This window comes from Neorhizobium sp. NPDC001467 (genome assembly GCF_050275975.1).
Classification (GTDB): Bacteria; Pseudomonadota; Alphaproteobacteria; order Rhizobiales; family Rhizobiaceae; genus Neorhizobium.
The window spans coordinates 418,924-445,123 of sequence record NZ_JBNNPS010000001.1 but is presented as its reverse complement, the minus strand read 5'-3'; the positions used below and the strand labels follow the sequence as shown (position 1 = coordinate 445,123).

The following is a 26,200-nucleotide window of genomic DNA, read 5'->3' as shown; positions in this document are numbered from 1 at the left end:
GCTATAACTGTGGAACGCCTCAGCAGCGTAAGGAACGTTCTGACCTAACCAGATAATTTCGAAAATCGCAATTATCTCGACACAATTGGTGCACTTGTTGGAGCGCTCGTTTCCGCTCAATATGGCTTCATCAGACGAACACGGGGGTCGCAGAGACCAGGTGCTGATGATGAGAGAAACCGATATGACACCGAACGATTTTCCCATGACGCGCCGCGGCGCCCTGCTCTCCGGAGCCGCTGCCGCTGCCGCCTTTGCAATCCCAGCTTCCCTTTCCCATGCAGCAGAGGCTGCAACCACTCACCACTTTATCGAAGGAAACAGAACCATGGCCTATGTCACCACCAAGGACGGCGTCGAAATCTTCTACAAGGACTGGGGTGCGAAAGACGCGCAGCCGATCGTCTTCCACCACGGCTGGCCGCTGTCGTCGGACGATTGGGACGCTCAGATGCTGTTCTTCCTGCAGAACGGCTATCGCGTCGTCGCCCATGACCGCCGCGGCCATGGCCGTTCGGCCCAGGTGGCGGAAGGTCATGACATGGATCATTACGCCGCCGATGCGTTTGCAGTCGCCGAACATCTCGACCTCAAGAATGCCGTTCATATCGGGCATTCCACGGGTGGCGGCGAAGTCGCCCGTTATGTCGCAAAGCATGGTCAGCCTGCCGGCCGCGTCGCCAAGGCTGTTCTCGTTTCCGCCGTGCCGCCACTGATGCTGAAGACCGAAGCGAACCCGGAAGGCCTGCCGATGGAAGTGTTCGATGGCTTCCGCTCGGCGCTCGCCGCCAACCGCGCGCAGTTCTTCCGCAATGTTCCGGCCGGCCCGTTCTACGGTTTCAACCGTGACGGCGCCAAGGTGTCCGAAGGCGTGATCCAGAACTGGTGGCGTCAGGGCATGATGGGCGGCGCCAAGGCGCATTACGACGGTATCAAGGCCTTTTCCGAAACCGACCAGACGGAAGACCTGAAGGCGATCAGCGTTCCCACCCTGGTGCTGCACGGCGAGGACGACCAGATCGTTCCGATCGCGGATTCCGCACACAAATCCATCAAGCTCCTCAGGAACGGCACGCTGAAAACCTATCCGGGTTTCTCGCACGGCATGCTTACCGTCAACGCCGACGTGCTGAACGCGGACCTGCTGGCCTTTGTAAGAAGCTAAGCGACCAAACGACGGAGGCTTTCGTGCCTCCGTCGTCTCCTTCTTCCGCTATGTTTGGACCGATCATGCCTCCGAAATCCTCGCAAAGCCCTTCCGCCCGGACAATGGAACTTACGTCCGACCTCGTGCTTAAAACGTTGCGGGCGGTAAAGGACGAAGGACCGGAGCCGGACCGCACGCCGATTACCGGTCCGCAACTCGACGAACTTGTCCGCAGGGTCGAGCACGACGCGGCCGGCCACGATCTCTGGATATTCGCCTACGGGTCGCTGTTGTGGAATCCGGGGTTCGAGCCGTCTGCCAGCGAAGCCGCCGTCGCGCATGGCTGGCACCGGGCCTTTTCGCTGCGCATCCAGCGCCTGAGGGCCAGCACCAAGACGCCGGGGCTCATGCTGGCGCTGAGACCCGGCGGAAGCTGCTCGGGCGCCGTCCTGAAAATGTCCGCGGAGAACCGTGACGAGGATCTGCGCATCCTGCTTGCCCGCGAAATCCGTTATGCCGAGGTCTGTGACATGATGCGCTGGGTATCCGTTCGCACTCCCTCGGGAACGCGGCGGGCGCTCACCTTTTGGGCAAGCCCGAAAGCATCGCCGCTGACGGAGAAGATTGCGCTTGCAGAGGCGGCCCCACTCATGGCGCAGGCATGCGGCCCGGCCGGTTCCTGTGCGGAATACCTTCGCCGAACGATCGTCGATCTTGCAGAAAGAAACATCTATGATCGCAACCTCTGGCGGCTGCAGGCGCTGGTCGCGGCCAGATTGCAGGAACACGTGGACCCGCATCAGGCGGCATTCCGCTGAAGATGAGCGGAAGTTCGAAAGGACGAGCGCGGCCCCCGCAGCCACGGCGTTGGCTCCGAACGCCTCCTGAGGCTCGGGACCGCCGGTAGTCCAGAAACACGAGGCCTTGGCCAGGTTGATCCGGTGCAGCAAAGGAAAATTCGGCGCCACCTGCCGCTGCAATGCCCTTGTCGGGATCACGCACTCTTCGCCGGCAATCGTTTCCATACTGACGCGATGTCCCAAGACATCCGACAAGAGGGCGGCGATCCGGCGGCAGGTGATCCGGCGGGAGGTGATCCGGCGGGAGGTGATCCGCTCCGGTCCTTCGATATACGCGATACCGGTATCCTCCACCGCCAACGTCAAATGCGCGCTTCGCCTCCCTGAACATGTCATGCAGCGCCTGCGTGTCCAGAACATCCGTCACGCCAGAACATCCACCAAGTGAGTGGAGACGTTCTGGTCCTTCCATGCCGCTGCACGCTCGCTCGCGTGGACAAGGGCCAGAACCGTGCTTCCCTCTTCAGAAGCGCCCGCAGGACGGCGTAGTCGACATGGCCTGCAGACCCGGAACCGCGATCATCAACGTTCTCCGATTGACCGATTGCCCGATATTGCTTTTACCTGCGGCGGATGTCCGGAATAGCGCAAAATGCCGCCGCGGCAATCGCCGCCGCAGGCTTCCGCGCCGCGCCTAAAACCTTGTTATCCGTTTGAGCTACGCCAGATAAAAGGCAGAGATCCCGCTCGGTGAGGCCATTCGATGAAGAAACGATCGCTTTCCATTGTCTTTGTGCTTGGGCTTTCGGCCTGCAGCTCGACTTCGGATCCCGCCATGCGGCCCTTCGATGCCGGTCCCGGCATCCAGCCTATCCCGGGCAGCATCACCTATGGCGGCCAGCCGCGCACCCGACTGACCAAATCACCCATCGGCAGCACGCTCACGCATGAATTCGACAACGCGTTCGGCTATCGCGTTATCGAACGTTACGTGCTGCAACCGGATCGCAGCCTGCGCCTCGTCAGCCGCCGGGTCGTGCGCATCCCCTTCAGCCGCGGCGACTGAGCATATCGGACGGCTTTTCCAGAAGCGCGGGCCGCCGGCGTTGCCAGTGACCTCACCAGCCCGTCTCTTTTTCAGACGAAAACTGCTTTTTCGCCAAACTGTCTTGAAATCGTCACGAAGTATTTCCATATTGCAGCCATACAGAAATTCATCGCCGCCTGACCACGGATGTACTGGCAGCGCGGCTTAGATGAAGTGAGGAAGGTCGGTGCGAGTTTCGCCCGGCCTTTTTTGTTGCCTCTTCGACAATGTCGCCGCGTTCTTATTAACGCGACCTTGGCCGTTTCCCGTCAAAAACGGTGCCCGACATGGCCGGGCGCCGGATATTCTCGACCTGTCACTGCCCGACCGTCTATTTCAGGCTGTCATTGTTTGACGGCGCGGCAGCTTCCAGTTGGGACGCACGAAATGGCAGGTATAGCCATTCGGGATGCGTTCCAGATAATCCTGATGCTCAGGTTCGGCTTCCCAGAAGTCCGAGACCGGCGAAAGCTCGGTGACTACTTTTCCCGGCCACAGGCCGGATGCGTCGACATCGGCAATCGTGTCCTCGGCAACCTTCTTCTGCGTTTCATCGACATAGAAGATGGCCGAACGATAGCTCGGACCGAGGTCGTTACCCTGCCGGTTCGGGGTAGAGGGATCGTGGATCTGGAAGAAGAATTCCAGCAGATCGCGAAAACTCAGCCGCGCTGGATCGAAAATGATCTCGATCGCTTCCGCATGATTGCCGTGGTTGCGATAGGTGGCATTCGCCACCTCGCCGCCGCTATAGCCCACCCGCGTCGAGATGACGCCGGGCATCTTGCGGATCAGATCCTGCATTCCCCAGAAACAGCCGCCAGCCAGCACTGCACGTTCCGTCGTCATGACTTGCTCCAATCTTTGAATATTCTTGGCCCCATATAGGATGCGCCCGAGACTTTTCACAGATGTCGATGCCGGGGACACCGGTAGCGGCAAAATCTTCGCACATTTCAATCGACTAATTAACGCTTGTGAAAACCATCAAATCGGCGCAATTTCTACGCACTGCTCGGGAGCGAAGGAGGCGCCTACATGAGGAGTGACCTGACGATCCACGAAGCGATCAACGATCCGATGATCGTGCAATTGCTTCAGGCAGATAATGTGCCAGTGGCGGCATTTGTTCAGCTTCTGCAAAGCGCGGCGCGCATTCAGAAAGTGCAGGTTGAGCGCGAAATGCTGTACCTGCTCTCAGAATTGGAAAATGGGTCCCGGCCCGGATCTTCAACGATCAACGTGGGCTGAAGCTGCGACCCGGCAACGTCCGCGATAACTCGTGGCGTCCCGCAAGGATGCGAACCCGCGACCTCGCCTTGCGCGTCCCTGAGGGCTCGCCTAACTCGCCTGTCTCGCCGCACGATCGCGGCATGTCGCAGACCAATTCCCTGCCGCTCAGCGATCGCGGCGCACCGACCCCCTCCCTGCTCAATCTCCGGCACCACTCCCGCACGACGATTTATCGCCTTTGAGCCATTGGGCTGCGACGCGCTGACGCTTGCCGTCGTGCCTGTCGCGGCGTAACAGACGTCCCGGACATGATCGAAAATCTAGGCGATCGTATTTCGGGCCTCGCATCCCGGCGGTCTTTCCGACACGGTGGATCTCGCATGGCAGCAGGACAGACGATTACGCTTTACGACGCAATCGGCGGGGACATCACGGTCCGTGCGCTGACGCGACGGTTCTACGAGTTGATGGATACGTTGCCGGAGGCAGCGCGCTGCCGCGCCATTCATCCAGAAAGCCTCGCCGGAAGCGAAGCCCGACTTTACGAGTATCTGACAGGCTATCTCGGCGGCCCGCCGGTCTATGTGGAAAAATACGGCCACCCGCGCCTGCGCTCGCGCCATTTCGGCGCGGCGATCGGCCCCGCCGAGCGCGATGAATGGCTGCTCTGCTTCCGTCGCGCGCTTGATGAGACGATCGACAATCCGAAATTGCGCGACATCATCTGGCCCCCCATCGAGCGGCTGGCCCTTCATATGCAAAACAGGGAGTAGACCATTGGCGAGACTGGATAAACTGCGCCCGTTCATTCTCCTGGGAAGCGGCCTCATCGGCGCTTCCGGGGTGGCGCTGGCGGCTGCCGCCAGCCATGGCGGCGACACCGCCTTTCTCGGCGCGGCCTCCACCATGTGTCTTGCGCATGCACCCGTCCTTCTCGGGCTCTATCTCGCGAACGACCGGTTTCGCACCGCAACGGCTGCGGCGCTGGTGCTGGGCACCGGCACCATCCTGTTTGCCGGCGACCTAGCGTCACGGCACGTCTTCGCAGAAAGGCTGTTTCCGTTTGCAGCGCCGCTGGGCGGATCGATGATGATGCTCGGCTGGCTGATCACCGCCGCCGGCGCTGCCTTTCCAGTGCGCCTGGACAGGCACAAGGATTAACATTCCGTTACCGACCTACGCCCTCGGATCGCAGGCCGATGGCTGGGTCCCGCCCCGTTGCGCCCAAGGCTGATCAGGAAACGCGGCGTTCCTCACGCCGGTCCTTCATCGTCTGAAGGGCGCGGTCGAGACTGGATTTGGAGCCGTTGCGCAGCGGCACGAAGGTCACGCCGAACTTCTTGCAACCTGTCTTGACGCGCAGACACGCGTCGTGGCTGATACAGTCTATGGGGCAGAACACGCAGTCGACCGAAGGCAGTACGGTATCGATACGCGACACCGCCTCGCGCAATCCGCCGTCGTGATGGATCAGTTCGGCGCCGTGTGCGCTGGCGATAGCGCGCAGATGCGCCACCTGGCAGTCGCGCCCCCCAACATAGAGAAAGCTGCGAATATCCTGCTGCGCCTCGGTCACGCCGGCAACGGAACGCGCCTGCTCTTCGGCACCGCCGTTGGCGCTCTTGCGCTTCTGCTTCTTCGCCATCACCAATCTCGTCTCGCAATCAAAGTGCTGCAATCGATTCTCAAGCCATTTCCTAGAGCGGAAATGCAGGATCAAGGTGCATCCTAGTAAACTTGATTTTGAGAGTAAACATTAAAGTTGACGATGACGCTCAACAAATTTCGGGCAAGCGCGCCGACCCTTTATCGGAAAACGCGCACTTCTTCGCGCCACACCACGAATTGCCGACATTTTTAACCGGCAATTAGTGCCCGCGTGCCAAATTGTCGCACAAGCAAGCTGAAGCGTCTCTCATTCCGGGAGCGCCGCGCGCCTTCGTGTTCTGCAGTTTTGGGTGGGGTGTAGGTCCTATGGCATTCAAAGATATCGCAATTTCCAAGAAACTAGGGATTGTGACGGTGGTGATGGGTCTCTCATCCGTCGTCATCGCCGGCGTTGCCGGCAGCGGGCTTTACGGCCTTCAGCAGGCAATGATCTCGGTCGGCACCCGCGAGGAAGTCGCGCGCGAGGCGATGGACCTGCGCGTCGATATCATTGCGATCAGCCGCATGACCTATCAGCTGGCGGCAGCGCCGGACAAGGCCAAGGACTTTCGTGCCGAAACCGACAAGCGCGCAACCGAAATGCTCGGCCGTCTCCCGAAGATTGAATCCACCGCGGATGCCACCGAAACGGATCAGTTGAAGACGATCCGTGGCGCCATGGAGAACTATTTCGGCGAAATCCGAAAAATGGTCGATATCGCCGAGAAGAACCCGACCGATACAGCGGCGATCGGAGGCGCGTTGCAAAAGGCGCTCGCCGGCCAGAAGGTCGTGACCGATACCGTCAAGGTCTACAGCACCTATTCCAGCAAGTCGCTGGCGCAGGCCCGCGCGTCCGCCGTCGACTCCTCCTCGACCGCACTGCTGATTTCCGCCCTCGCCGCGCTCGGCTTCATTGCGCTCGGCGGCATCATCAGCACGCTGGTAGCCCGCAAGGGGATCGTCCGCCCGATCCGTGATCTGACCGAGGCGATGACCCGCCTTGCCAAGGGCGATCTCGAAGGCGGCGCCGTCGATGCGGACCGCAAGGACGAGATTGGAGAGATGGCGCGCGCCGTCGACGTGTTCCGTCAGAACGCGCTGGCGATGGACCGGCTCAAGGCACAGGAAGCCGTTCTGCACGAACGCAGCACCGACCTCCAGTCCAGCATTGCGGTCGTGGTCGCATCCGCGGTCGCCGGTGATTTCACCGCCCGGATCAACAAGGATTATCAGAGCGAAGACCTCAACCGCTTCGCCCGCAGCGTCAACGAACTGGTGGCCAGCGTCGACAGCGCCGTCACCGAAGTCCGCCGCGTCATTGCAGCCCTTGCCGATGCCGACCTGACGCAGACGATGGAAGGTCAGTTCCAGGGCGCGTTTGCCGAACTGCAGGGCAACGTCAACGCCACCATGGTGACGCTGCGCGCCACCATGCACAATGTGCGCGGCGCCGCCGGCACGATCAACAACAACTCGGCCGAACTTTCCGCCGCAGCCAACGATCTTTCCAGACGCACCGAACAGCAGGCGGCGTCGCTGGAGGAAACCGCAGCAGCGCTCGACGAGATCACCGCCACCGTGCGCGCCGCCTCGGCCCGCTCCAACGAAGCGCGCGACATGGTGCGCCAGACCAAGCAGAGCGCGTCGAAGTCCGGCGATATCGTCCGCTCGGCGGTTACCGCCATGGGCCGTATCGAGGAATCTTCGAACAAGATCAGCCAGATCATCGGCGTGATCGACGAGATTGCCTTCCAGACCAACCTTCTGGCGCTGAATGCCGGCGTCGAGGCCGCTCGTGCCGGTGAAGCCGGTCGCGGTTTTGCGGTTGTCGCCCAGGAAGTCCGCGAACTGGCCCAGCGTTCCGCCAATGCCGCAAAGGAAATCAAGACGCTGATCAGCACCTCGGCATCGGAAGTCGATGGCGGCGTGTCGCTCGTCCGCTCCACCGGCGATGCGCTTCTCGAGATCGAGGACCTCGTCAACCGCGTCAACGAGCATGTGGAATCGATTGCCACCGCTGCCAAGGAGCAGTCGATGGCGCTGGCCGAGATCAACTCCTCGGTCAATCACATGGACCAGATGACCCAGAAGAACGCGGCCATGGTGGAAGAAACCACGGCGGCAAGCGAAACCCTTGCCGAAGAAAGCCGCCAGCTGCAGAGCATCCTGCAGAATTTCAAGCTCGAAGAGGGCTATCAGGCTTCGGCAGGCAACCGTTACCGCTCGGCCGCCTGATCGCCTTCGCGACAGCGGAAAGACAAGAGCCCGGAGCAGCAACGCTCCGGGCTTCTTTTTTGCGCGAACCGGACCCGGCAGCGGCGCCACATCGCGATTGTCGCGGGCCGCATTGACCGCTATAGTTGCCGGCAGTTCGAACGCGGAGCCTTCCCGCATGTCCCCGGCAGTCGAAAACCTCGTCCTTGAACATTTGCGCGCCATTCGTGCAACCACCGAGCGCCTGTCCGATGACATGCAGGAAATCAAAGGCGGGCTTGGAATCCTTGGGCAGCAATATGCCATCATATCAAACCGGCTTGACCGGATGGACGAGCGTGTCCTGCGCATCGAAAAACGCCTGGAACTGGTCGAGGCCTGAGATGTCCACCCATGCGAAGAAAGCCATGCCGATCCTCGGTTGCCTGCTTAGAGCCCTGACCGTCATGCCGCTCGCAAGCTCCGCCACGCTCGTCCATGCCGACACATTTCTGGATGGCGCCTATGGCAACAAGGAGGGCTGCGCCTATGCCCGCACGGGAGAATCGTCCGGCGCTGACGTGTTTTTCCTGCTGAATGCCGAGGGCATCACCACAGCCACGGCCTTTTGCGCGTTCAAGGACAGGCCGATGACGACCGCCGGCGGTTTCAAGATCAAGACGCAGTGCGAAAGCGAAGGCGAGAGCGGCGCGGTCGAAACGGTCGACCTGACGAAATCCGCCAGGGGCTACATCATTGCCTTCAAAGACGGGACGCGCTGGGGTCCGTTGCCGAAATGCCGGTGAGGCGATCTCCGGCATGGCCAGAAATCCGCCAAACTTTTGCTGATTGGTGATTATATGTGTTCCGGCCGCCGCCGCAGCTGCGAAACCTTGCTTTTGCACGCCGAGACACACATCTGACTGGTAGCTTTGCGTTGGGAGGCGCGATCGACCGGTAGCCGTTGGATTACTCTCCCATATTCCACTGAAAGTGTCCGTATGTTTCGCTGCCGCTCCGAATTCCTCTCCGCCTGCGCTGTCCTTGCGTTGATCTGCCTTGCGGCACCATCTGTTCTCGCACAGGAGCAGCAGCCGAAGCCCGCACCCAAATTGCCTGCCATTGTCGTGACAGAAGTGACGGAACGACCGCTTACCGACCGCGTCATCGCCACCGGCACGATCCGGCCGATCGATGAAATCCTGGTTCAACCGCTCGTCGACGGTCTGCCGATCAAGTCTCTGGCGGTCGATGTTGGCGACCGGGTCGAAGCCGGCGCCGTGCTGGCCCTGCTCGATGGCGATGCGTTGATCCTGCAGAAAAGCCAATATCAGGCCAACAAGGCCAAGGCGGAGGCCGGGCTCGCGCAGTCAAGGGCCCAGGTCGTCGAGGCGCAGGCGAGCTATGACGATGCCATCCGCCAGCGTGACCGCACAGCCCGGCTTGGCCAGAACGGCACGAGTTCGATCTCGCAGGTCGAGCAGGCCCAGGCACAGGCACAGGTCGCAGACGCCAAGCTGAAAGCCGCCCAGCAGGCGGTCGGCGTCGCCGAGGCCGATATCAAGGTCGTCGACGCGCAGATCGCCGATATCGACCTGAAGCTTGCCCGCACCGAAGTGAGATCGCCAGTCGCAGGCGTCGTTTCGGTGAAAAACGCCAAGGTGGGCGCAATCGCCGCCGGCAGCGGTGAACCATTGTTCAACATCATTCGCGATGGCGCTATCGAACTCGTCGCCGATCTGGCCGAAACGGACATCGGCAAGATCACGCGGGATCAGAAGGCAAGCATCCGTGTCGCCGGCAACCGCAATGGTATCGAGGGCGTCGTGCGTCTCGTGTCGCCGACCGTGGATGCATCCACCCGCCTCGGCGCCGTCCATATCGTCGTCGACGCAACCAGCACCGCCCGCGCCGGCATGTATGCGAGCGCCGAGGTCATCGTTGCGCAGAAGACCGCGCCAGCACTGCCGCAATCGGCGGTCACCAGCGGTCGGGATGGCTCGGTCGCCCGCAAGGTGGAAGGCGAAGTCGTCCGGCAGGCAAAGATCGAGACCGGCATACAGGATGCGGGTTTCGTCGAGATCGTCAGCGGTCTCAAGACAGGCGACAAGGTCGTGGCCAAGGCGGGCGCCTTCGTGCGCGACGGCGACCGCATCGCGCCCGTTGAAGCGCAAAACACCGAACCTGCGAATAGCAAAGCGCAGAAACAAGCGTCGAACTGAGGATTGTCGCGATGAACTTCTCCGCCTGGTCGATCCGCAATCCGATCGCGCCGATCCTCGGCTTCGCGCTTCTGATGTTCGTCGGCATCCAGTCCTTCTTCGCGCTGCCGATCACCCGCTTTCCCAATATCGACGTGCCGGTCGTGTCGATCACCGTCATCCAGAACGGCGCCGCGCCGGCCGAACTGGAAATGCAGGTGACCAAGGAGGTCGAAGACGCGGTCGCCTCGATCAGCGGCATCGACGAGATCCAGTCCACCGTGGTCGATGGCCAGTCGACGACGACGGTTCTGTTCCGCATCGAAAAACCCACCGCAGAGGCGGTTCAGGACACGAAAGACGCGATTGACCGCATCCGCAGCGATCTGCCCGCCGATGTAGAGGAGCCGGTCGTCTCCAAGGTCGATGTCGAAGGTCAGGCGATCCAGACCTTCGCCGTTTCCTCACCCAACATGACGCTGGAAGAACTGTCATGGTTCGTGGATGATACGGTCAAGCGCGCGCTGCAGGGCCAGAGCGGCGTGGGCCGCATCGACCGTTATGGCGGCTCGGACCGCGAAGTGCAGGTCATGCTCGAACCCGGAAGGCTCGATGCCTATGGCATCACGGCGGCCGAAGTGAACGAACAGCTGCGCGGCACCAATGTCGATCTCGGCTCGGGCCGTGGCCAGATCGGCGGCAACGAGCAGGCGATCCGCACTCTTGGCGATGCCCGTGACGTGGCAGAGCTTTCCAACACCACGATCACGCTTCCGACCGGCAATTTCGTCAAGCTGTCGCAGCTCGGCCGCGTCACAGACACCTATGCCGAAGAAAAATCCTTCTCGCGATTCAATGGCAATCCGGCCGTGACTTTCGCGGTGTTTCGGGCCAAGGGCGCGAGCGAGGTATCGGTTGCGGAAACCGTTGCCGAAAGCCTCGATCAGGTGCGCGCTGCCCATCCCGATGTCGCGATCCAGATGGTTGACGACTCCGTCTACTTCACCTACGGCAATTACGAGGCTGCGCTGCACACGCTGGTGGAAGGCTCGGTCCTTGCCGTCATCGTCGTCTTCCTGTTCCTGCGCAACTGGCGCGCCACGCTGATCGCCGCCGTCGCCCTGCCGCTTTCTGCCGTGCCGACCTTCTGGATCATGGACGTGATGGGCTTTTCGCTCAATCTCGTCAGCTTTCTGGCACTGACGCTGGCAACCGGCATTCTCGTCGACGATGCGATCGTCGAGATCGAAAACATCGCCCGTCACATCAAGATGGGGAAGACGCCCTATCGCGCCGCGCTCGAAGCGGCCGACGAGATCGGCCTTGCCGTTATCGCTACAAGCTTCACCATTATCGCGGTCTTCGTGCCGGTATCGTTCATGCCGGGCATTCCCGGCCAGTATTTCATCCAGTTCGGCCTGACCGTTGCCTTTTCCGTATTCTTCTCGCTGATGGTGGCGCGCCTGATCACGCCCCTCATGGCCGCCTATCTGATGCGGGCCGAAGATGCGATGGACGACCATCACGACAATGATGGAAGGCTGATGCGCGCCTATTCGAGGGTCGTCTCCGGCACGACCCACAAATGGTACTGGCGTTATGCGACGTTGCTCGGGGCGATCGCTTTCCTCGGTGCCTCGCTCTTCCTGCTGTCGAAAGTGCCCGGCAGTTTTCTGCCGCCCGAGGATTCCTCGCGCATCGTACTCTCCGTCGAACTGCCGCCGAACGCGACGCTCGAGGAGACCGACGCCACCAGCGCACAGATCTACGATACGGTCAAAGATCTCGAGGGCGTAGAAAGCGTGTTCGTGCTGGGCGGAGCATCGCCCAAGGGCGATCTGGAACTGCGCCGGGCCACCATCCGCGTCATCCTCGGCAACATGGATCACTCGCTGCTCAAAACCATCGTCAACAAGGGGTTGGGCAACCTTCCATTGATCGGCGCCTACCTGCCGAAGATGGAAGACCATGGCCGCACGCGCCCGCAATGGGATATCGAAAAGGAACTGTTCGCAAAGGTTCAGTCCATCCCGGACGTGCGCATTTCGAAGATAAACGACCGGGCGGAACGCGAACTCACCTTCAACTTTCTGTCCGACAACAATGACGAACTGAACGACGCGGTCGCGCTTCTCGAATCCAATCTGCGCGCCTCGCCCATCCTCGCCAATGTCTCGCAGGATGGCGCCCTGCCCCGTCCGGAACTGCAGATCCGCCCGCGCAAGGACGAGGCCGCCCGGCTGGGCGTCACGCCGCAGCAGATTTCCCAAACCGTGCGTGTCGCCACGATCGGCGATATCGACGCCCAGCTGACGAAAATCTCGCTCGACGACCGGCAGATCCCCATCCGCGTGCAGACCTCGCTTGATACGCGCCGCGATCTCGATCGCATCCGCGCGCTCAAGGTGAAGACGGCCTCTGGCGCCACGGTGCCGCTCTCCAGCGTCGCCGATATCGACTATTCGGAAGGGCCAAGCTCGATCAAGCGCAATGCCCGCAACCGCGTCGTCGCCATCGGCTCCGACGTGCCGCAGGGCACCGCGCTCGAAACCTCGACGGCGGAGTTCAAGCGCATCGTCGAGGAAACCGAATTGCCTGCGAGCGTGAAACTGGCCGAAAGCGGGGACGCCAAGGTGCAGGGCGAGATGCTGGCGGGCTTTGCCAATGCCATGCTGCTCGGCCTGCTTCTGGTTCTGGTCGTGCTGATCCTGCTGTTCAAGGATGTCATCCAGCCCTTCACCATCCTGTTCTCGCTGCCGCTGGCGATCGGCGGCGTGGCGGTGGCACTGATCATCACCCAGAACGCGCTTTCCATGCCCGTGCTGATCGGCATCCTGATGCTGATGGGCATCGTCACCAAGAACGCCATTCTGCTGGTGGATTTCGCCATCGAGATGAAACATGCCGGCATGTCCCGCGTCGACGCCATGGTGGAAGCCGGCCGCAAGCGCGCCCGCCCGATCATCATGACCTCGATCGCCATGTCGGCCGGCATGCTGCCGTCGGCGCTCGGCGTCGGCGAAGGCGGCTCCTTCCGCGCGCCGATGGCGATCGCCGTGATCGGCGGCATCATCGTCTCGACCGTGCTCTCGCTGCTCGTCGTGCCCGCCTTCTTCCTCATCATGGACGACCTGTCGCGCCTGCTCGCTCGTCTCTTCGGCCGTCTGGTCGGCGGCAAGGACGAGGAGGAACTGCCGCTGTCGGAACAACAGCTCAGCCAAGCAAGCCGCCATCAGGCCGCCGAGCTTGCAGCGCTCGAGGAACGCGTCAACCGAATGGAACGTGAGAGAGGCGATGACCGTTCGCCGGGCAGCCAGGGCAATAACGTGCTGAGACTACCGCCGCTCGCCGCCGAATGAACGTGATATCTGCCGCAACCGGCAGGCCCCATCTTGCCCGTCCGCGACTGATGCGGCGCAGCGCCCGCCGCAAACAACCTGTGGCCGCGCGACAGGACGGTCCGGCGATGGCGCGCCATCGGTCGCCGGCCATCATGTCCTGGCGTGTGGGGGCGTCGTCTGGGCCGCAAGCCTGTGAATTCAAAGCCCGCCCTGCGTTTCCAAAAACCGCACGACATGTTCGACGCCATCACCGCGCTTCAGATCGGTGAACACATGCGGTTTCGCCCCGCGCATACGCGCCGCATCCCGGTCCATCACGTCGATATCGACATCGACATAAGGTGCCAGATCCTTCTTGTTGATGATGAGAAGATCGGATCTTGTAATGCCCGGACCGCCCTTGCGCGGAATTTCCTCTCCCTGGCAGGTGGAGATCACGTAGATGGTGAGGTCAGCAAGATCGGGTGAGAAGGTCGCAGCCAGGTTGTCGCCGCCCGATTCGATGAACACCACGTCGAGATCGGGAAAACGCCGGTTGAGCCCGGCAATGGCCTGCAGGTTGATTGTCGCATCCTCTCGGATGGCGGTGTGCGGACATCCTCCGGTCTCGACGCCAACGATACGGTCGGACGACAGCGCCTGGCAGCGCACCAGCGCTTCGGCATCCTCGCGGGTATAGATGTCGTTGGTGACGACCGCGAGCGAATAGGTCTCGCGCATGGCCTTGCAGAGCTTTTCCGTCAGCGCCGTCTTGCCGGAGCCGACAGGCCCGCCAATACCCACCCGCAGGGGACCGTTTGCTGATTTCATCGCCGATGTCCTTGTCGTTATGCTGCAGGCAGAATAGCCCGCCGGTCCGACGGTGCAATGGGCAAGATGCCTTAGATGGCGGATGGGACGGCGGGATGGCGTCACGGACGAAACGGCAGCAGGGTCGGAGGATATCGGCAGCAGGAAGAAGGGCGGAAGAGCGCCGGCCGGAGGGTCGGTGGCGGATCAGGAGCGGAACAGACGCGAGTGCTGGACTTCGTGCCGCAGGGTGCAGATTTCCGCCTGCACGGTGGCGGTGCCGAGATCGTCGAGCGTCAACGTTCCGGCGCTTTCGCAGATGGCGCCGATCGCGCCTTCCGTGCCGGCAAGCAACCGCACGCCGTCAGCCTGGCCACAGACACCGAGCCGGATGGCGGCCGAAATCCACTGGGAGACCGCCGCATGCAGATAGGCGGCAAGCGCCTTCTCGCAGGCAAGCCCATGGGCAGCCGAAATTGCACCGACGGCGACCGGAAACGGCGTGTCTTGCGGCAGATAGTCGAAAACCGGATGCGGCCACGCCACCGCCGCTGTCACGAAAGCCGTGCCGAGCGACAGCGTTTCGACGTGACGCTCGGCCGAACCGGCAAGCGCGAGCCCAAGCTCGGCCAGTTCCTCCACGGCCTGTCGATCCGCATGCTGACGCCACGCCTGACAAAACAGCACGGCATCTGTCCATAGCGAACCATGGCGCAGAACCGTCGTGGTCCATCGGGACAGGCTCGCAGCGTCAGTGACCAATCGGTCGTGCACCGCCCGCTCGAGCCCGCCCGACCAGGCAAAACCGCCGACCGGGAAGGCCGGCGAGAGCCAGGCCATCAGCCGCAACAGGCCCTGCGTGTCGAGATGCGAATGGGGCTGGCGATCCGTCGTTTCGATCATGTTGGGTCAGTCATTCGGTCAGTCAGGCCCGGCCGCTCATGCAGGATCAGTCATGATGGCAGCCGGGACCATGCACGTGGCCATTCCTGTGGTCGCCAGAATGACCGTGGTCGTGAGCATGCGCGTGACCGCCGCTAGGGCCGGAGTGCCCATGCCCATGCCCATGCCCATGACCATGCCCATGCCCGGAATGCCCCTCTCCCGAATGCGCGTGATAGGCGCCGTGTACCGGCTGAAAGGGTTCCTCGACGTCATAGACCCGGGCTCCCAGTCCTTCCAGCATTGCCCGGATGACGGGATCGCGCAGGATCAGGATCCGCCCCTCCTCGATCTGCGCCGACAGGTGGCGGTTGCCCAGATGCCAGGCGAGTTCGACAACGTGCAGAGCATCGCGTCCGTTGATTTCGTACAGTTTTTCCGGCGCGGCCTGTATCTCGACCGTATCGCCATTGTCGAGCACCAGACGATCGCCGTGATGAAACAGCACCGCCTGTTTGAGATCGAGCATGACCATGTCGCCATTCGAGAGGTGCAGAAGCTTGCGCCGCAGATGACGCAGGTCATGCGGCAGGGTGACGGTGTCGACCGGCGGATCGCTGATCTCGCCGGCCGGGCGGTATGAATGGATGTGCTGCATGCGTGATGTCCCGATGTTTGTGCGCCATCATTGCCATCCGCGCGGTCGAGCACAAGAGCGGTTGGTCTGCCGCCCGATAAAAAAGCCGAGGCGATCCCTGCCCTATGCCAGGCTTTCATAGGCAAAATGCGCGAAATCGGCCGGCATGCCGCGGCCCGACGTGTCGAAGGCGAACATGCCAGCAAAAGCGCCGGTAAACGACCCATGCTCGCCGCGCCCGCCCTCGTCGGAAATCACGCCGGCATCGAGGATCGGTCCGAGCGCCTGCCATGCATTTGCGCCCGCCTGCCGCCAGAAGAATTGCAGGTCGTTGTCGCGCACCTCGAGCGCCAGATCCACCGCACCTGGCGCGAGCGCCTCTCCGCTACCGGCAGGAAATACCATGCGCGCATTCAGATAATCGCCGGGGCAGGAAAACAGGGTGACGACGCGGCCGAGTTTTTCGTGAAGCGTGACGGCGACGGCATGAAACTTGTGGCGGTTGTAATAGTGAACGATGCCCGCCGCCTGCTGGTAGGTGTCGGGAGAAAAGGCAAGCGTCGTTTCGGCGCGAAACCGGTGGTGTTCCTGCCGCCGGGCCACGAGGGACTGCTCGAACCACGAGCCGAGGCTTTCGCGTCCGAACAGCCGTAATTGACCGGGCTGGTCGCTCAAACTGAACAGCCGCTCGCGGGCAGGTGAACGCAGCCATTGAAAGTCAGCAGGCAGCACCGGCGTGTCGAAGACGGTCTCGTTGCGCGCCGGCTTTTCGACGGCAACGGCCTCGGCCGGTGCCGGAACCGTCAAATCGGGCACGACACCGCCCTGCGCGAGATACAGCCAGTCGTCAATCCACACGCATTTCTGCAAAGCCGTTTCGCGGCCGAGCGGCGAGCGGCGATGCGGTGCCAGCGGCCGCCCGCAGAGATGCGTGTGATAGGCCTGCCCGTCCGGCGTTTCGACATATTGCCCATGGCCCGCGCGTTGCAACGGCGCTTGCGGGTGATCCTTGGCGGTAATGACATGCATATCCGGATGCAGCGCGTAGGGTCCCTCGATCGACCGCGACCGCGCCATGGTGACAGCGTGATTGTAGCCGGTGCCACCCTCGGCCACCGTCAGGTAATACCAGCCGTTGCGACGGAACAGATGCGGCCCTTCGACAAGGCCGAGCGGGCTTCCGGCGAAAATATTGCGGATTGGACCCTTGAGCGTTGCGGTGTCAGCATCCCATTCCTGCAGCAGAATGCCGTCGAAGGCGGGCGATTTCGGCGCGCCGCCATAACTTTCGGTACGATGGTTCCATTGCATGTTGAGAAACCACTTCCGGCCGTCGTCGTCGTGAAACAGCGACGGATCGAAACCGGAGGAGTTGACATAGACCGGATCCGACCATTCGCCCTCTATGGTCTCGGCCGTGACGATATAGTTATGGGCATCCTTGAAATTGCCGTCGAGGCGTTTGACGTCGGTAAAGACAAGCCAGAACCGGCCGTCGGCGTAAGACAGGCAGGGCGCCCACACGCCGCAACTGTCGGGATTACCGCGCATATCGAGCTGACTTGCGCGTTCCAGCGGCCGTCTTATCAGCGTCCAGTTCACCAGATCACGGGAATGGTGGATCTGCACCCCCGGATACCATTCGAACGTGGAGGTGGCGATATAGTAATCCTCACCGACGCGGCAGATCGAGGGGTCGGGATTGAAACCCGGCAGGATAGGGTTGCGGATCATGAGGTCTCCTGGATTGCCGGATCGTCCGCCGGCGCAATCGGGCGCGCGGCGGACGGAGCCGGGTGGGCAACACGGGCGTTCAGCGCAACAGCGCCAGTGCCTCGTCGATGCCGAAAGCAGCCGGCTGGGTGCAGCTCGTGGTGGTAGCGACGAAATTGCCGTCCTGCCCCGATTTGAGGATCGAGGTCATGACATCGACGCCGTGCAGCGCCCGGTCGATCGAGCAGCGTATGTCGCGTCCGTCGATCAGGGCCGCCGCCATGTCGGCAAGTCCCGCCGTGCGATAATTGGCGCGCGGTCCTTCCGGCCGCTGCTGGTTCACCCTGGCGAAGGGATGGTCCCAGTCGGCCAGCGGCAGAATGGTCTTGTCGCGCCCGCTCGCCTCGACCGTGCCGCCGAAATAGTTCGGATCGGGCACGTAGATCGAACCATCGGTGCCGTAAAGCTCCATGTTGGCATGACGATGCGACCACACGTCCCAGCTCGCCGACAGCGTGATGGTCGCGCCGCCGACGAATTCCAGGAGGGCATGAATACTGGTTGGCGTTTCGACGGGAATGACCTGCCCCCTCAGCGGCTCGCTGGAGATCGTGCGGGTCGGGTTCGCCATCGAGGTCAGCGCGGCCACACGTTTGATCGGGCCTAAGAAATTGATGAGATTGGCGATGTAATAGGGACCGAGATCGAGGATGGGTCCGCCACCCTGCAGGAAGAAGAAGCCGGGATTGGGATGCCACATTTCCATTCCCGGGCTCATCACATGGCATGTGCCGGACGTGATGCGACCGACGCCACCCTCATCGATATATTTGCGCGCCAGCTGATGCGACCCGCCGAGAAACGTATCGGGCGCGCAGCCGACCGCAAGGTTCTTCGCCCGGGCGAGCGCCTGCAATTCCTTGCCCTCTTCAAGCGTGATCGTCAGCGGCTTTTCCGAATAGAGATGCTTGCCTGCATCCAGAATGGCTTTCGAAACGGTGAAATGCGCCGCCGGAATGGTGAGGTTGACGATGACGTCCAGTTCGTCATTGGCAAGCAGTTCCGTCACCGATTGCGCCGTCACGCCATATTCCTGCGCGCGCAGCCGGGCAGCTGCCGGATCGAGATCAGCGCAGGCGAGGATCTTGAGCCCCTTGAATAGGGGCGCAAGCTGGAAATAGGTGATGGAAATATTGCCGCATCCGATGATGCCGACGCCCAGTTCCTTCGACATGGATAACTCCGAGGGTTTGAAATTAGTAGGTGTTGAAGGATGCGATGGACCGCTTGGCGAGCCGTGTGACATCGCTCGGATTATCGTGTTCGAGCACGTAATGTTTGGCGGGCGTCTGGCGCAGCGCCGCCAGCAGTTCCTTCCAGGGCACGGTGCCATGACCAAGATCGGACCAGCCGTCCTCATCGGCGTTTTCGCCTTGCGGGGCGATATCCTTCACATGCACTGCGGTGATCTTCTTGCCGTAGCTTTCGATCCAGGCGAACGGATCGGCGCCGCCTCGGATTACCCAGGCAATATCCGCCTCCCAGGACAGATCGGGGCCACCGGCAAAGATCTGCTCTTGCGGCGTGGAACCGTCGGCCAACGGAGCGAACTCGAAATCGTGATTGTGCCAGCCGAACGTGTAGCCGGCATCCTGATAGCGCTTGCCGGCCTCCTGCAGCCGCTTGCCGAACGCATACCATCCCTCGGCATCGGCCGGCCGCTGGTCGGCTGCCAGATGCGGGCAATAAAGAGCCGAAATGCCGAGCGTTCTGGCGATCAGCATCGCCTTTTCCGGTTCCTTTTCAAGGAGGTCCAGGCCGAAATGGCCCGTTGGCATGGTCAGGCCATTGGCATCGAGCTCAGCCCGCATGGCATTCAGGCCAGGCTCGTCAAGCGTCGCGTAAAGCCCCCCATAACCCTCAACCTCGCGGTAGCCCTCACGTGCGACGAGCTTGAAAACATCCGAAAGCGGCGGAAAATTGCGGGCGCTGTAAAGCTGGAAACCGAAAGTGCTCATGTCCATCCTCCTTGAAAATCGAAAACCGCTGCGAAGGCGGATCGGATTGCCGACCCGAGCCCACGGGAATGCGCGGAGGCGTCACAGACGCGCTTCCGTTTCGGCATCGAACAGCGATGCCATGGTCATGTCAAAGCCAAGCCGAACCTTTGCTCCGACCGCATAGCGGCGCGCGCCGCCGACCCGCACCGAAATCGTGTGGCCGGCCAGTTTCAGCCAGATCAGATTGTCGGCGCCCATCGGCTCCTCGATATCGACCACGGCCTCGTGTTCTTCCCCGCCTAACGCGTCGCCATCGACGCGGATATGTTCGGGGCGGACGCCGAGCACGACCCTGGCACCGGCCCGCAGCGGCTCGACGCCCTGATAGCCATCCAGTCCGAAGCTGACACCATGGGCGCGGAACACCATGCGCCCGCCCTCCTGCGCCAGTTCTCCATGCAGGAAATTCATCGACGGCGAGCCGATGAAACCCGCCACGAACAGGTTCGTCGGGCGGTTGTAGATGGTGATCGGATCGTCGAGTTGCTGGATGACGCCGGATTTCATGATGGCAATGCGATCGGCCAGCGTCAGCGCCTCGATCTGGTCATGGGTCACGTAGATCATCGTGTTCTTCAGCTGCTGGTGCAGCCGCTTGATCTCCACGCGCAGTTCCGAACGCAGCTTGGCATCGAGATTGGATAGCGGCTCGTCGAACAGGAACACGTCGACGTCGCGCACCAGTGCGCGCCCGATCGCCACGCGCTGGCGCTGGCCGCCGGAAAGGGCTGCCGGCTTGCGCTGCAACAGCGGCCCGATCTGCAGGATTTCGGCGGCGCGTGCCACGCGTCTGGCAATATCCTCTTTCGCCATGCCGGCGACGCGCAGGCCGAAGGACAGGTTCTTTTCCACCGTCATCTGCGGGTAGAGCGCGTAGGACTGAAACACCATGCCGATGCCACGGTCCTTGGGTTCTTCCCAGGTGACATTCCTGTCCTTGATGAAGATTTGCCCGTCGGTCGGCTCCAGAAGCCCTGCGATACAGTTGAGCAGGGTCGACTTGCCGCAGCCCGACGAGCCGAGCAAGACGAGGAATTCGCCATCGTGAATATCGAGATTGAGATTTTCCAGAACCGTCAGCGCCCCGAAGGAAAGGGTAAGCTCACGCACCGATACACTGTGTCCGGCCTTGGAAACGGGCATGGGAATTACGTTCATTGGGGTCATCCCTTCACTGCGCCGGCGGCGATGCCGCGGACGAAAAGGCGGCCGGAAACGAAATAGACGATGAGAGGCACGGCGCCCGTCAGAAGCGTCGCGGCCATGTTGACATTGTATTCCTTCACGCCCTGCACGGAGTTGACGATGTTGTTGAGCTGCACCGTCATCGGGTAGGTATCGGGACGGGTGAAGACCACACCGAACAGGAAGTCGTTCCAGATGCCGGTGACCTGCAGGATCATTGCCACCACGAAGATCGGCAGTGCCATGGGCAGCATGATGCGGAAATAGATCTGCCAGAAGCCGGCCCCGTCGATGCGGGCAGCCTTGAACAGTTCCTCCGGCAGCGAGGCGAAATAGTTGCGAAACAGCAGCGTCAGGATCGGCATGCCGAAAATGGTATGCACGATGACCAGCCCCGTCAGCGTGCCGTAAATGCCCATTTCGCGCAACACGATGACGATCGGGTAGATCATCACCTGATAGGGGATGAAGGCCCCGATGATAAGGATCGCGAAGAACAGTTCGGATCCCTTGAAGCGCCAGTTGGCCAGCGAATAGCCCGAAACCGATGCGACCAGGATGGAGACGAAGACCGACGGCAGAAGGATCCTGACCGAATTCCAGAAGCCGCGCGACAGGCCGTCGCAATTCAGCCCCGTACAGGCTTGCGCCCAGGCCTTCGCCCATGGCTCGAACGTGATCTCCACCGGCGGCGAGAAAATGTTGCCGAGGCGGATTTCAGGCATGCCCTTGAGCGACGTGATCACCATCACATAGAGCGGCAGCATGTAATAGAGCGCAGCCAGCCCGAGAATGCCGTAAAGCATGATGTTGCGACTGGAGAGGACGCGGCGCGGCCGCCTGCCGCGAGGCTCGCGCCCCTGGCGGGCGGTCGGCATCCCTGATGCCTCGGCACCCACGACGGTTGTATTGAGAGTGGAAACGTCAGCCACGCTTGCGCCCTCCGAATTCGAGATAGGCCCAGGGCACGATGATGATCGCCACGGTGAGAAGCATCATCGTCGAGGCGGCAAAGCCCTGGCCGAGATTTTGCGCCTGGAACATGTAGTCGTAGACGTATTTGGCCGGCACTTCGGAAGCATTGCCCGGTCCGCCAGATGTCTGCGCCACCACGAGATCGTAGAGTTTGACAATGCCGGCGCCGATGATGACGAGCGTGGTGATGAAGACCGGCCGCATCATCGGGATGACGATGAAGAGATAGGTGCGCCACATCGGGATGCCGTCGACGCGCGCCGCTTTCCAGATATCCTCGTCGATGCCGCGCAGGCCGGCCAGCATCAGGCACATGACAAGCCCCGTGCCCTGCCACAAGCCCGCGATCAGGATGCCGTAGATGACGAGATCGGCATCATAGACCGGATTGAATTCGAACGTGGTCCAGCCGAGCGAGCGCACGATCGCCTGAATGCCGAATTCCGGGTTGAGAACCCATTGCCAGACAAGGCCGGTGACGATGAAAGACAACGCGAAAGGGTAGAGAAAGATGGTGCGGAAGACGTTTTCGAAACGGATCTTCTGGTCCATCAGGGCCGCCAGCACGAAGCCGATGACCAGCGAGAACACCAGCGACAGGATGCCGTAGATGGCCAGATTCTGAATCGACACGATCCAGCGCGCCGAGCCCCATAGCCGTTCATACTGATCGAGACCGACGAAATTGGTGCGCGGCAGAAGCCGCGAATTGGTGAAGGAATAGACCACCGTCCAGATGGAACCGCCAAGGAAGATTACCAGAGCGACGAAGATCATCGGGATGGAGGCAAATTTGGAATGGAGATTGCGAAACAGCTGGCTGGGTCGGCCGGACGGACGGCCGCGCGAACGGCTCGACGGCTTGCCGACGGATGACGCCACCGATCCGGGCGGCTGCGTTCCTGACGGGATGGAATGGGGCATGGGTCCTCCTCGATCGGCCGGCGCAAGGCGCGGCCTTGGCCTTCGGCGCCATCCCCGGGGGGGCATGGAACCGAAGGCGGTCTGGATCGTGACGGAACGATCAGTCGGCCGAGCCGATGATCTCGACGAAGCGTTCCTGCGCGGCTTCCGGTGTCATCGAGGCCTTGGCGAAGAATTCGGACATCAGATCCTCCTTCTGCTTCATCGTGTCGGTGGACAGCAGTTGATCGACGCTGGCGGTGGTGCCACCCTTGGCGATGATCTCGATCCCCTTCTTCATGCAGTCATTGGCGGCCGCCAGATCAATATCGCTGCGGATCGGCACCGATCCCTTTTTCAGGTTGAATGCCACCTGCACCTTCGGATCGACGATGGTCTGGGCCAGCATGTCCTGCGCCTTGGTCTTCTCGGGATCGTCCAGCAGCGGGAAATAGATGGCGTCGCCACCCGTCGCCAGGATTTCACTGAGGCCGAGGCCCGGCAGGCAGCTATAGTCCTTGCCGGCCACCTGCTTGGCCTGCTGGAATTCGCCCTGCGCCCAGTCGCCCATGATCTGGCCGCCGGCCTTGCCGGTGATGACCAGATTGGTGGCCTGGTTCCAGTCCTGCACATTATTGCCGCGGGCGAGTTCACGCGCCTGATCGGCGGCTGCGAAAATCTTGGCGATTTCCGGTCCGCCGGCGGCGTCCTCATCCTTGTCCTTGTAGACCTTTTCGTAAATTTCCCTGCCGCCTATCGACAGGACCAGAACGTCGAACAGATTGTTGGCCTGCCAGGGCTGGCCGCCCAGGGCCAGCGGCTGGATGCCGGCCGCCTTCAGTTTCGGACCGGCGGCGACAAACTCGTTCCAGTCCTTGGGAACAGGCACGCCGGCCTTCTCGAAGGCGGCATTGGACAGCCACAGCCATTGCCATGAATGAATGTTGACGGGGGCGCAGTAGATCTTGCCCTCATAAGTGCAGCTGTCGAGCAGGCTGGCCGGCTTGATCACCTCTTTCCACTTACCCTTTTCCACGACCTCGGTGAGGTCGCGCATCAGGCCGGACTGCACCAGTTCCTCGGCCTGTCGGCCATGGTTGAACTGGGTGGCCCCCATCGGATCGCCGCCGGTGATGCGGCTGATCATGATAGGGCGCGCGGTGCTACCGGAGCCGGCAATCGCACCATCAACCCATTTGTTGCCGGTGGCGTCGAAGGCGGTCGCAAGCTCCCGGACGGCTGCGGCTTCGCCGCCCGACGTCCACCAATGCGTGACCTCCAGATCCGCCGCCTGGCCCATCACAGGCAGCGCCACGGTGGCGGCCATTACAGCCGCAAAAGCACGAATACGCATGAGTCTCCTCCCTCACTGAAACGTTGCAGTAAAAAGCTATGAGAAAGATCCGCGAGTGGCAAGCCGGACGGCGTGGAATAATTTGCCGCAAGTGTCAGATTCAATTTACACGAGAAATTGGCAAGGTCCGCCTGAGTTCCGAAAGCGCCAGTACTTACCGACGACATGCGGAATTTTGGGCGGGCTTTCGTGCAACCGAAAAAAATTTTGTGCGCATGCGTTGTACCTATGCAGGATTGCAGAATGCGCCAAGTGCGGGAAACCTCCCCAAAGAATCTGCTGTAACGTTACAGTTTTTTGCCGTATGAGGTCGGCTTGCGGACGCGCGACGTCTCTGCCCTCTTATGTCGTGACATCATGAACGAACAGGATCTTCGACCCGCCAGCCGGATCACCGGCCACGAACGGCCCACCCTGAAGACGATCGCCTTCATGACCGGTCTTGGGATCACCACCGTTTCGCGCGCGCTCAAGGATGCGCCTGATATCGGCGCCGAGACCAAGGAGCGTGTGCGGCTGGTGGCGCGTCAGCTGGGTTACCAGCCGAACCGCGCCGGCGTCCGTCTGCGCACCGGCAAGACCAACGTCATCGCCCTCGTGCTCAGCATCGAGCAGGAGCTGATGGGTTTTACCAGCCAGATGGTGCAAGGAATTTCCGAGGTTCTGGGCGGCACACAGTATCATCTCGTCGTCACCCCGCATTCCTACGAGAAGGACCCGATGGTGCCGGTCCGCTATATTCTTGACACCGGATCGGCCGACGGCGTCATCATTTCCCGTCTTGAACCGGAGGATGCGCGGGTGCGGCTGATGACGGAACGCAATCTGCCCTTCGTCACGCACGGTCGCACCGATATGGGCATAGCTCACCCGTTTCACGACTTCGACAACGAGGCCTATGTCTACCAGGCCGTCGAACGGCTGGTGAAGCGCGGCCGTCGCCGAATCGCGCTTCTGGCCCCGCAAAGCCGGTATTCCTACCATATGCACAGCCGGTTGGGTTTCGAGCGGGCGCTTGGCGATTTTCGGGCGACGGAAATTCCCATGGGCAGGCTGACGACGGAAACGGCACTTGACGATCTTCGCACCCATTCGGAACGACTGTCGCGGCTGGCCGAACCACCGGACGGGATCGTGTCGCTGAGCGGTTCCTCGACCATTGCGCTGATTGCAGGGATCGAGGCGGCGGGCCGCAGGCTGGGTATCGACGTAGATGTCGTTGCCAAGCAGTCCGCGGAATTCCTGAACTGGATCCGCCCCGAAATTCTCACCGTCACCGAGGACGTGCGGCTGGCTGGCCGTGAACTGGCCCGCGCCGTGCTTGCGCGCATCGACGGGGTTCAGCCGGAGCTTCTGCAAAGCATCGGCCAGCCGTTGTGGTCCACCATGGGGCCCAGAGACTGACAGCAAAAGCCCGGCACGAGGCCGGGCTTTCAAGTATCACTTACAGGGAAGATCCGCTTACTCGGCAGCAACCTTGATCGCGCGCAGGCTGTCGAGAATGTTCTGCGGCGAAGAGGCACCATAGGGATCGCTTTCGCAATTGTCCGAATAGCCTTCTTCCTCGAACCACTGTTCGACAACGCCATCGTTGACGACGGCGGCGTAACGCCATGAGCGCATGCCGAACCCGAGATTGTCCTTGGCGACAAGCATGCCCATCTTGCGGGTAAATTCACCCGAACCGTCCGGGATGACCGAAACATTTTCCAGATTCTGGCTCTTCGCCCAGGCATTCATGACGAAGGCGTCATTGACCGACATGCAGTAGATCGCGTCGATGCCTTCGGCCTGAAAATCGGCAAACAGCTTTTCGAAATCGGGCAGCTGGAAAGTCGAGCAGGTCGGCGTGAAGGCGCCCGGCAGCGAAAACAGCACGACGCGCTTGCCGCCGAAATAATCGGCCGAGGTCATGTCCTGCCAACGATAGGGGTTCGGGCCGCCAACGGCCTCGTCGCGGACGCGGGTGCGGAATGTGACTTGGGGAACGCGTTTGCCCAGCATGACTGTCTCCAGAGAATTGAACATTTGCCCCGTCCCGGAGCAGATG

The 26,200-nt window shown here is 61.6% G+C and carries 25 protein-coding genes; 12 read left to right on the top strand and 13 right to left on the bottom strand.

Going from position 1 to position 26,200, the window contains the following annotated elements:
* Positions 1-328: 328 nt before the first annotated feature.
* The 3 genes from ACQKKX_RS02220 (at position 329) to ACQKKX_RS02210 (ending at position 3,013) form a co-directional block, all read left to right on the top strand.
* Positions 329-1,165: an alpha/beta fold hydrolase gene (locus ACQKKX_RS02220; protein ID WP_427569328.1), complete on the top strand. Its 837-nt coding sequence runs from the start codon at positions 329-331 to the stop codon at positions 1,163-1,165.
* 104 nt (positions 1,166-1,269) lie between these two features.
* Entirely contained in the window at positions 1,270-1,965 is a 696-nt protein-coding gene (locus ACQKKX_RS02215; protein ID WP_427568365.1) for a gamma-glutamylcyclotransferase, read from the top strand.
* Between the two features lie 745 nt (positions 1,966-2,710).
* Positions 2,711-3,013, top strand: coding sequence for a hypothetical protein (locus ACQKKX_RS02210; RefSeq protein ID WP_427568363.1), 303 nt, complete (start codon positions 2,711-2,713; stop codon positions 3,011-3,013).
* Positions 3,014-3,370: 357 nt separating this feature from the next.
* Here the strand turns inward: ACQKKX_RS02210 and msrA are convergent, their stop codons facing one another.
* Complete coding sequence (gene msrA / locus ACQKKX_RS02205; RefSeq protein ID WP_427568361.1) at positions 3,371-3,883, bottom strand: peptide-methionine (S)-S-oxide reductase MsrA; 513 nt, start codon at positions 3,881-3,883, stop codon at positions 3,371-3,373.
* A gap of 189 nt (positions 3,884-4,072) precedes the next feature.
* On the opposite strand from msrA, the gene ACQKKX_RS02200 reads away from it, so the two are divergent.
* From ACQKKX_RS02200 to ACQKKX_RS02190, 3 genes are all read left to right on the top strand, one after another.
* Positions 4,073-4,285 carry a hypothetical protein gene (locus tag ACQKKX_RS02200; RefSeq protein WP_427568359.1) on the top strand — a complete coding sequence of 71 codons (213 nt, stop codon included), beginning with the start codon at positions 4,073-4,075 and terminating at the stop codon, positions 4,283-4,285.
* A 362-nt stretch (positions 4,286-4,647) separates the two neighbouring features.
* Positions 4,648-5,040 (top strand): group II truncated hemoglobin, encoded by a 393-nt coding sequence (locus ACQKKX_RS02195; RefSeq protein WP_427568357.1) that lies wholly within the window; start codon positions 4,648-4,650, stop codon positions 5,038-5,040.
* 4 nt (positions 5,041-5,044) lie between these two features.
* Positions 5,045-5,428, top strand: coding sequence for a DUF423 domain-containing protein (locus ACQKKX_RS02190; RefSeq protein ID WP_427568355.1), 384 nt, complete (start codon positions 5,045-5,047; stop codon positions 5,426-5,428).
* Positions 5,429-5,501: 73 nt separating this feature from the next.
* On the opposite strand, the gene ACQKKX_RS02185 is transcribed toward ACQKKX_RS02190, so the two are convergent.
* Entirely contained in the window at positions 5,502-5,912 is a 411-nt protein-coding gene (locus ACQKKX_RS02185) for a DUF2325 domain-containing protein (RefSeq protein ID WP_427568353.1), read from the bottom strand.
* A gap of 329 nt (positions 5,913-6,241) precedes the next feature.
* On the opposite strand from ACQKKX_RS02185, the gene ACQKKX_RS02180 reads away from it, so the two are divergent.
* The 5 genes from ACQKKX_RS02180 (at position 6,242) to ACQKKX_RS02160 (ending at position 13,670) form a co-directional block, all read left to right on the top strand.
* Entirely contained in the window at positions 6,242-8,152 is a 1,911-nt protein-coding gene (locus tag ACQKKX_RS02180; protein ID WP_427568351.1) for a methyl-accepting chemotaxis protein, read from the top strand.
* Positions 8,153-8,309: 157 nt separating this feature from the next.
* The gene (locus ACQKKX_RS02175) at positions 8,310-8,513 is read left to right on the top strand and encodes a hypothetical protein (protein WP_427568349.1); all 204 of its coding nucleotides are present in this window, start codon (positions 8,310-8,312) and stop codon (positions 8,511-8,513) included.
* 1 nt (position 8,514) lies between these two features.
* Positions 8,515-8,916, top strand: coding sequence for a hypothetical protein (locus ACQKKX_RS02170; RefSeq protein WP_427568347.1), 402 nt, complete (start codon positions 8,515-8,517; stop codon positions 8,914-8,916).
* A gap of 195 nt (positions 8,917-9,111) precedes the next feature.
* On the top strand, positions 9,112-10,332 hold the full coding sequence (locus ACQKKX_RS02165; RefSeq protein ID WP_427568345.1) for an efflux RND transporter periplasmic adaptor subunit: 1,221 nt from the start codon (positions 9,112-9,114) through the stop codon (positions 10,330-10,332).
* A gap of 11 nt (positions 10,333-10,343) precedes the next feature.
* Positions 10,344-13,670: an efflux RND transporter permease subunit gene (locus tag ACQKKX_RS02160; protein WP_427568343.1), complete on the top strand. Its 3,327-nt coding sequence runs from the start codon at positions 10,344-10,346 to the stop codon at positions 13,668-13,670.
* 180 nt (positions 13,671-13,850) lie between these two features.
* Here the strand turns inward: ACQKKX_RS02160 and ureG are convergent, their stop codons facing one another.
* The 10 genes from ureG to ACQKKX_RS02110 all read right to left on the bottom strand — a co-directional run bounded on the left by ureG (position 13,851) and on the right by ACQKKX_RS02110 (position 24,150).
* Complete coding sequence (ureG, locus tag ACQKKX_RS02155; protein WP_427568341.1) at positions 13,851-14,462, bottom strand: urease accessory protein UreG; 612 nt, start codon at positions 14,460-14,462, stop codon at positions 13,851-13,853.
* Positions 14,463-14,648: 186 nt separating this feature from the next.
* Positions 14,649-15,344: an urease accessory protein UreF gene (locus tag ACQKKX_RS02150; RefSeq protein WP_427568339.1), complete on the bottom strand. Its 696-nt coding sequence runs from the start codon at positions 15,342-15,344 to the stop codon at positions 14,649-14,651.
* 46 nt (positions 15,345-15,390) lie between these two features.
* Positions 15,391-15,981, bottom strand: a complete 591-nt coding sequence (ureE, locus tag ACQKKX_RS02145; RefSeq protein ID WP_427568337.1) for an urease accessory protein UreE — start codon at positions 15,979-15,981, stop codon at positions 15,391-15,393.
* Between the two features lie 102 nt (positions 15,982-16,083).
* Entirely contained in the window at positions 16,084-17,694 is a 1,611-nt protein-coding gene (locus ACQKKX_RS02140; protein ID WP_427568335.1) for a glycoside hydrolase family 43 protein, read from the bottom strand.
* A 79-nt stretch (positions 17,695-17,773) separates the two neighbouring features.
* Positions 17,774-18,907 carry a Gfo/Idh/MocA family protein gene (locus tag ACQKKX_RS02135; protein WP_427568333.1) on the bottom strand — a complete coding sequence of 378 codons (1,134 nt, stop codon included), beginning with the start codon at positions 18,905-18,907 and terminating at the stop codon, positions 17,774-17,776.
* A 22-nt stretch (positions 18,908-18,929) separates the two neighbouring features.
* Positions 18,930-19,691, bottom strand: coding sequence for a sugar phosphate isomerase/epimerase family protein (locus tag ACQKKX_RS02130; RefSeq protein WP_427568331.1), 762 nt, complete (start codon positions 19,689-19,691; stop codon positions 18,930-18,932).
* Positions 19,692-19,772: 81 nt separating this feature from the next.
* Positions 19,773-20,891: an ABC transporter ATP-binding protein gene (locus ACQKKX_RS02125; RefSeq protein ID WP_427568329.1), complete on the bottom strand. Its 1,119-nt coding sequence runs from the start codon at positions 20,889-20,891 to the stop codon at positions 19,773-19,775.
* A gap of 5 nt (positions 20,892-20,896) precedes the next feature.
* A complete protein-coding gene (locus ACQKKX_RS02120) occupies positions 20,897-21,850 on the bottom strand; it encodes a carbohydrate ABC transporter permease (protein ID WP_427568327.1) in 954 nt (317 codons plus the stop codon).
* The gene (locus tag ACQKKX_RS02115) at positions 21,843-22,817 is read right to left on the bottom strand and encodes a carbohydrate ABC transporter permease (protein ID WP_427568325.1); all 975 of its coding nucleotides are present in this window, start codon (positions 22,815-22,817) and stop codon (positions 21,843-21,845) included. Before ACQKKX_RS02115 ends, ACQKKX_RS02120 begins: the two co-directional genes overlap by 8 nt.
* A 100-nt stretch (positions 22,818-22,917) precedes the next feature.
* Positions 22,918-24,150, bottom strand: coding sequence for an ABC transporter substrate-binding protein (locus ACQKKX_RS02110; protein WP_427568323.1), 1,233 nt, complete (start codon positions 24,148-24,150; stop codon positions 22,918-22,920).
* Between the two features lie 357 nt (positions 24,151-24,507).
* Here ACQKKX_RS02110 and ACQKKX_RS02105 point away from each other — a divergent pair, with 357 nt between their 5' ends.
* Complete coding sequence (locus ACQKKX_RS02105; RefSeq protein WP_427568321.1) at positions 24,508-25,554, top strand: LacI family transcriptional regulator; 1,047 nt, start codon at positions 24,508-24,510, stop codon at positions 25,552-25,554.
* A gap of 57 nt (positions 25,555-25,611) precedes the next feature.
* On the opposite strand, the gene ACQKKX_RS02100 is transcribed toward ACQKKX_RS02105, so the two are convergent.
* The gene (locus ACQKKX_RS02100) at positions 25,612-26,154 is read right to left on the bottom strand and encodes a peroxiredoxin (RefSeq protein ID WP_427569327.1); all 543 of its coding nucleotides are present in this window, start codon (positions 26,152-26,154) and stop codon (positions 25,612-25,614) included.
* Positions 26,155-26,200 lie beyond the last annotated feature (46 nt).

Bases quoted from the DNA above. Each gene is read 5' to 3' on its own strand.
- ACQKKX_RS02150 (WP_427568339.1), bottom strand. From the start codon at position 15,344: ATGATCGAAACGACGGATCGCCAGCCCCATTCGCATCTCGACACGCAG.
- ACQKKX_RS02200 (WP_427568359.1), top strand. From the start codon at position 4,073: ATGAGGAGTGACCTGACGATCCACGAAGCGATCAACGATCCGATGATC.
- ACQKKX_RS02220 (WP_427569328.1), top strand. From the start codon at position 329: ATGGCCTATGTCACCACCAAGGACGGCGTCGAAATCTTCTACAAGGAC.
- ACQKKX_RS02175 (WP_427568349.1), top strand. From the start codon at position 8,310: ATGTCCCCGGCAGTCGAAAACCTCGTCCTTGAACATTTGCGCGCCATT.
- ureE (WP_427568337.1), bottom strand. From the start codon at position 15,981: ATGCAGCACATCCATTCATACCGCCCGGCCGGCGAGATCAGCGATCCG.
- ACQKKX_RS02130 (WP_427568331.1), bottom strand. From the start codon at position 19,691: ATGAGCACTTTCGGTTTCCAGCTTTACAGCGCCCGCAATTTTCCGCCG.
- ACQKKX_RS02185 (WP_427568353.1), bottom strand. From the start codon at position 5,912: ATGGCGAAGAAGCAGAAGCGCAAGAGCGCCAACGGCGGTGCCGAAGAG.
- ACQKKX_RS02195 (WP_427568357.1), top strand. From the start codon at position 4,648: ATGGCAGCAGGACAGACGATTACGCTTTACGACGCAATCGGCGGGGAC.
- ACQKKX_RS02165 (WP_427568345.1), top strand. From the start codon at position 9,112: ATGTTTCGCTGCCGCTCCGAATTCCTCTCCGCCTGCGCTGTCCTTGCG.
- ACQKKX_RS02170 (WP_427568347.1), top strand. From the start codon at position 8,515: ATGTCCACCCATGCGAAGAAAGCCATGCCGATCCTCGGTTGCCTGCTT.
- ACQKKX_RS02210 (WP_427568363.1), top strand. From the start codon at position 2,711: ATGAAGAAACGATCGCTTTCCATTGTCTTTGTGCTTGGGCTTTCGGCC.
- ACQKKX_RS02115 (WP_427568325.1), bottom strand. From the start codon at position 22,817: ATGCCCCATTCCATCCCGTCAGGAACGCAGCCGCCCGGATCGGTGGCG.
- ACQKKX_RS02180 (WP_427568351.1), top strand. From the start codon at position 6,242: ATGGCATTCAAAGATATCGCAATTTCCAAGAAACTAGGGATTGTGACG.
- ACQKKX_RS02160 (WP_427568343.1), top strand. From the start codon at position 10,344: ATGAACTTCTCCGCCTGGTCGATCCGCAATCCGATCGCGCCGATCCTC.
- ACQKKX_RS02135 (WP_427568333.1), bottom strand. From the start codon at position 18,907: ATGTCGAAGGAACTGGGCGTCGGCATCATCGGATGCGGCAATATTTCC.
- ACQKKX_RS02140 (WP_427568335.1), bottom strand. From the start codon at position 17,694: ATGATCCGCAACCCTATCCTGCCGGGTTTCAATCCCGACCCCTCGATC.
- msrA (WP_427568361.1), bottom strand. From the start codon at position 3,883: ATGACGACGGAACGTGCAGTGCTGGCTGGCGGCTGTTTCTGGGGAATG.
- ACQKKX_RS02100 (WP_427569327.1), bottom strand. From the start codon at position 26,154: ATGCTGGGCAAACGCGTTCCCCAAGTCACATTCCGCACCCGCGTCCGC.
- ACQKKX_RS02215 (WP_427568365.1), top strand. From the start codon at position 1,270: ATGGAACTTACGTCCGACCTCGTGCTTAAAACGTTGCGGGCGGTAAAG.
- ACQKKX_RS02105 (WP_427568321.1), top strand. From the start codon at position 24,508: ATGAACGAACAGGATCTTCGACCCGCCAGCCGGATCACCGGCCACGAA.
- ACQKKX_RS02125 (WP_427568329.1), bottom strand. From the start codon at position 20,891: ATGAACGTAATTCCCATGCCCGTTTCCAAGGCCGGACACAGTGTATCG.
- ureG (WP_427568341.1), bottom strand. From the start codon at position 14,462: ATGAAATCAGCAAACGGTCCCCTGCGGGTGGGTATTGGCGGGCCTGTC.
- ACQKKX_RS02110 (WP_427568323.1), bottom strand. From the start codon at position 24,150: ATGCGTATTCGTGCTTTTGCGGCTGTAATGGCCGCCACCGTGGCGCTG.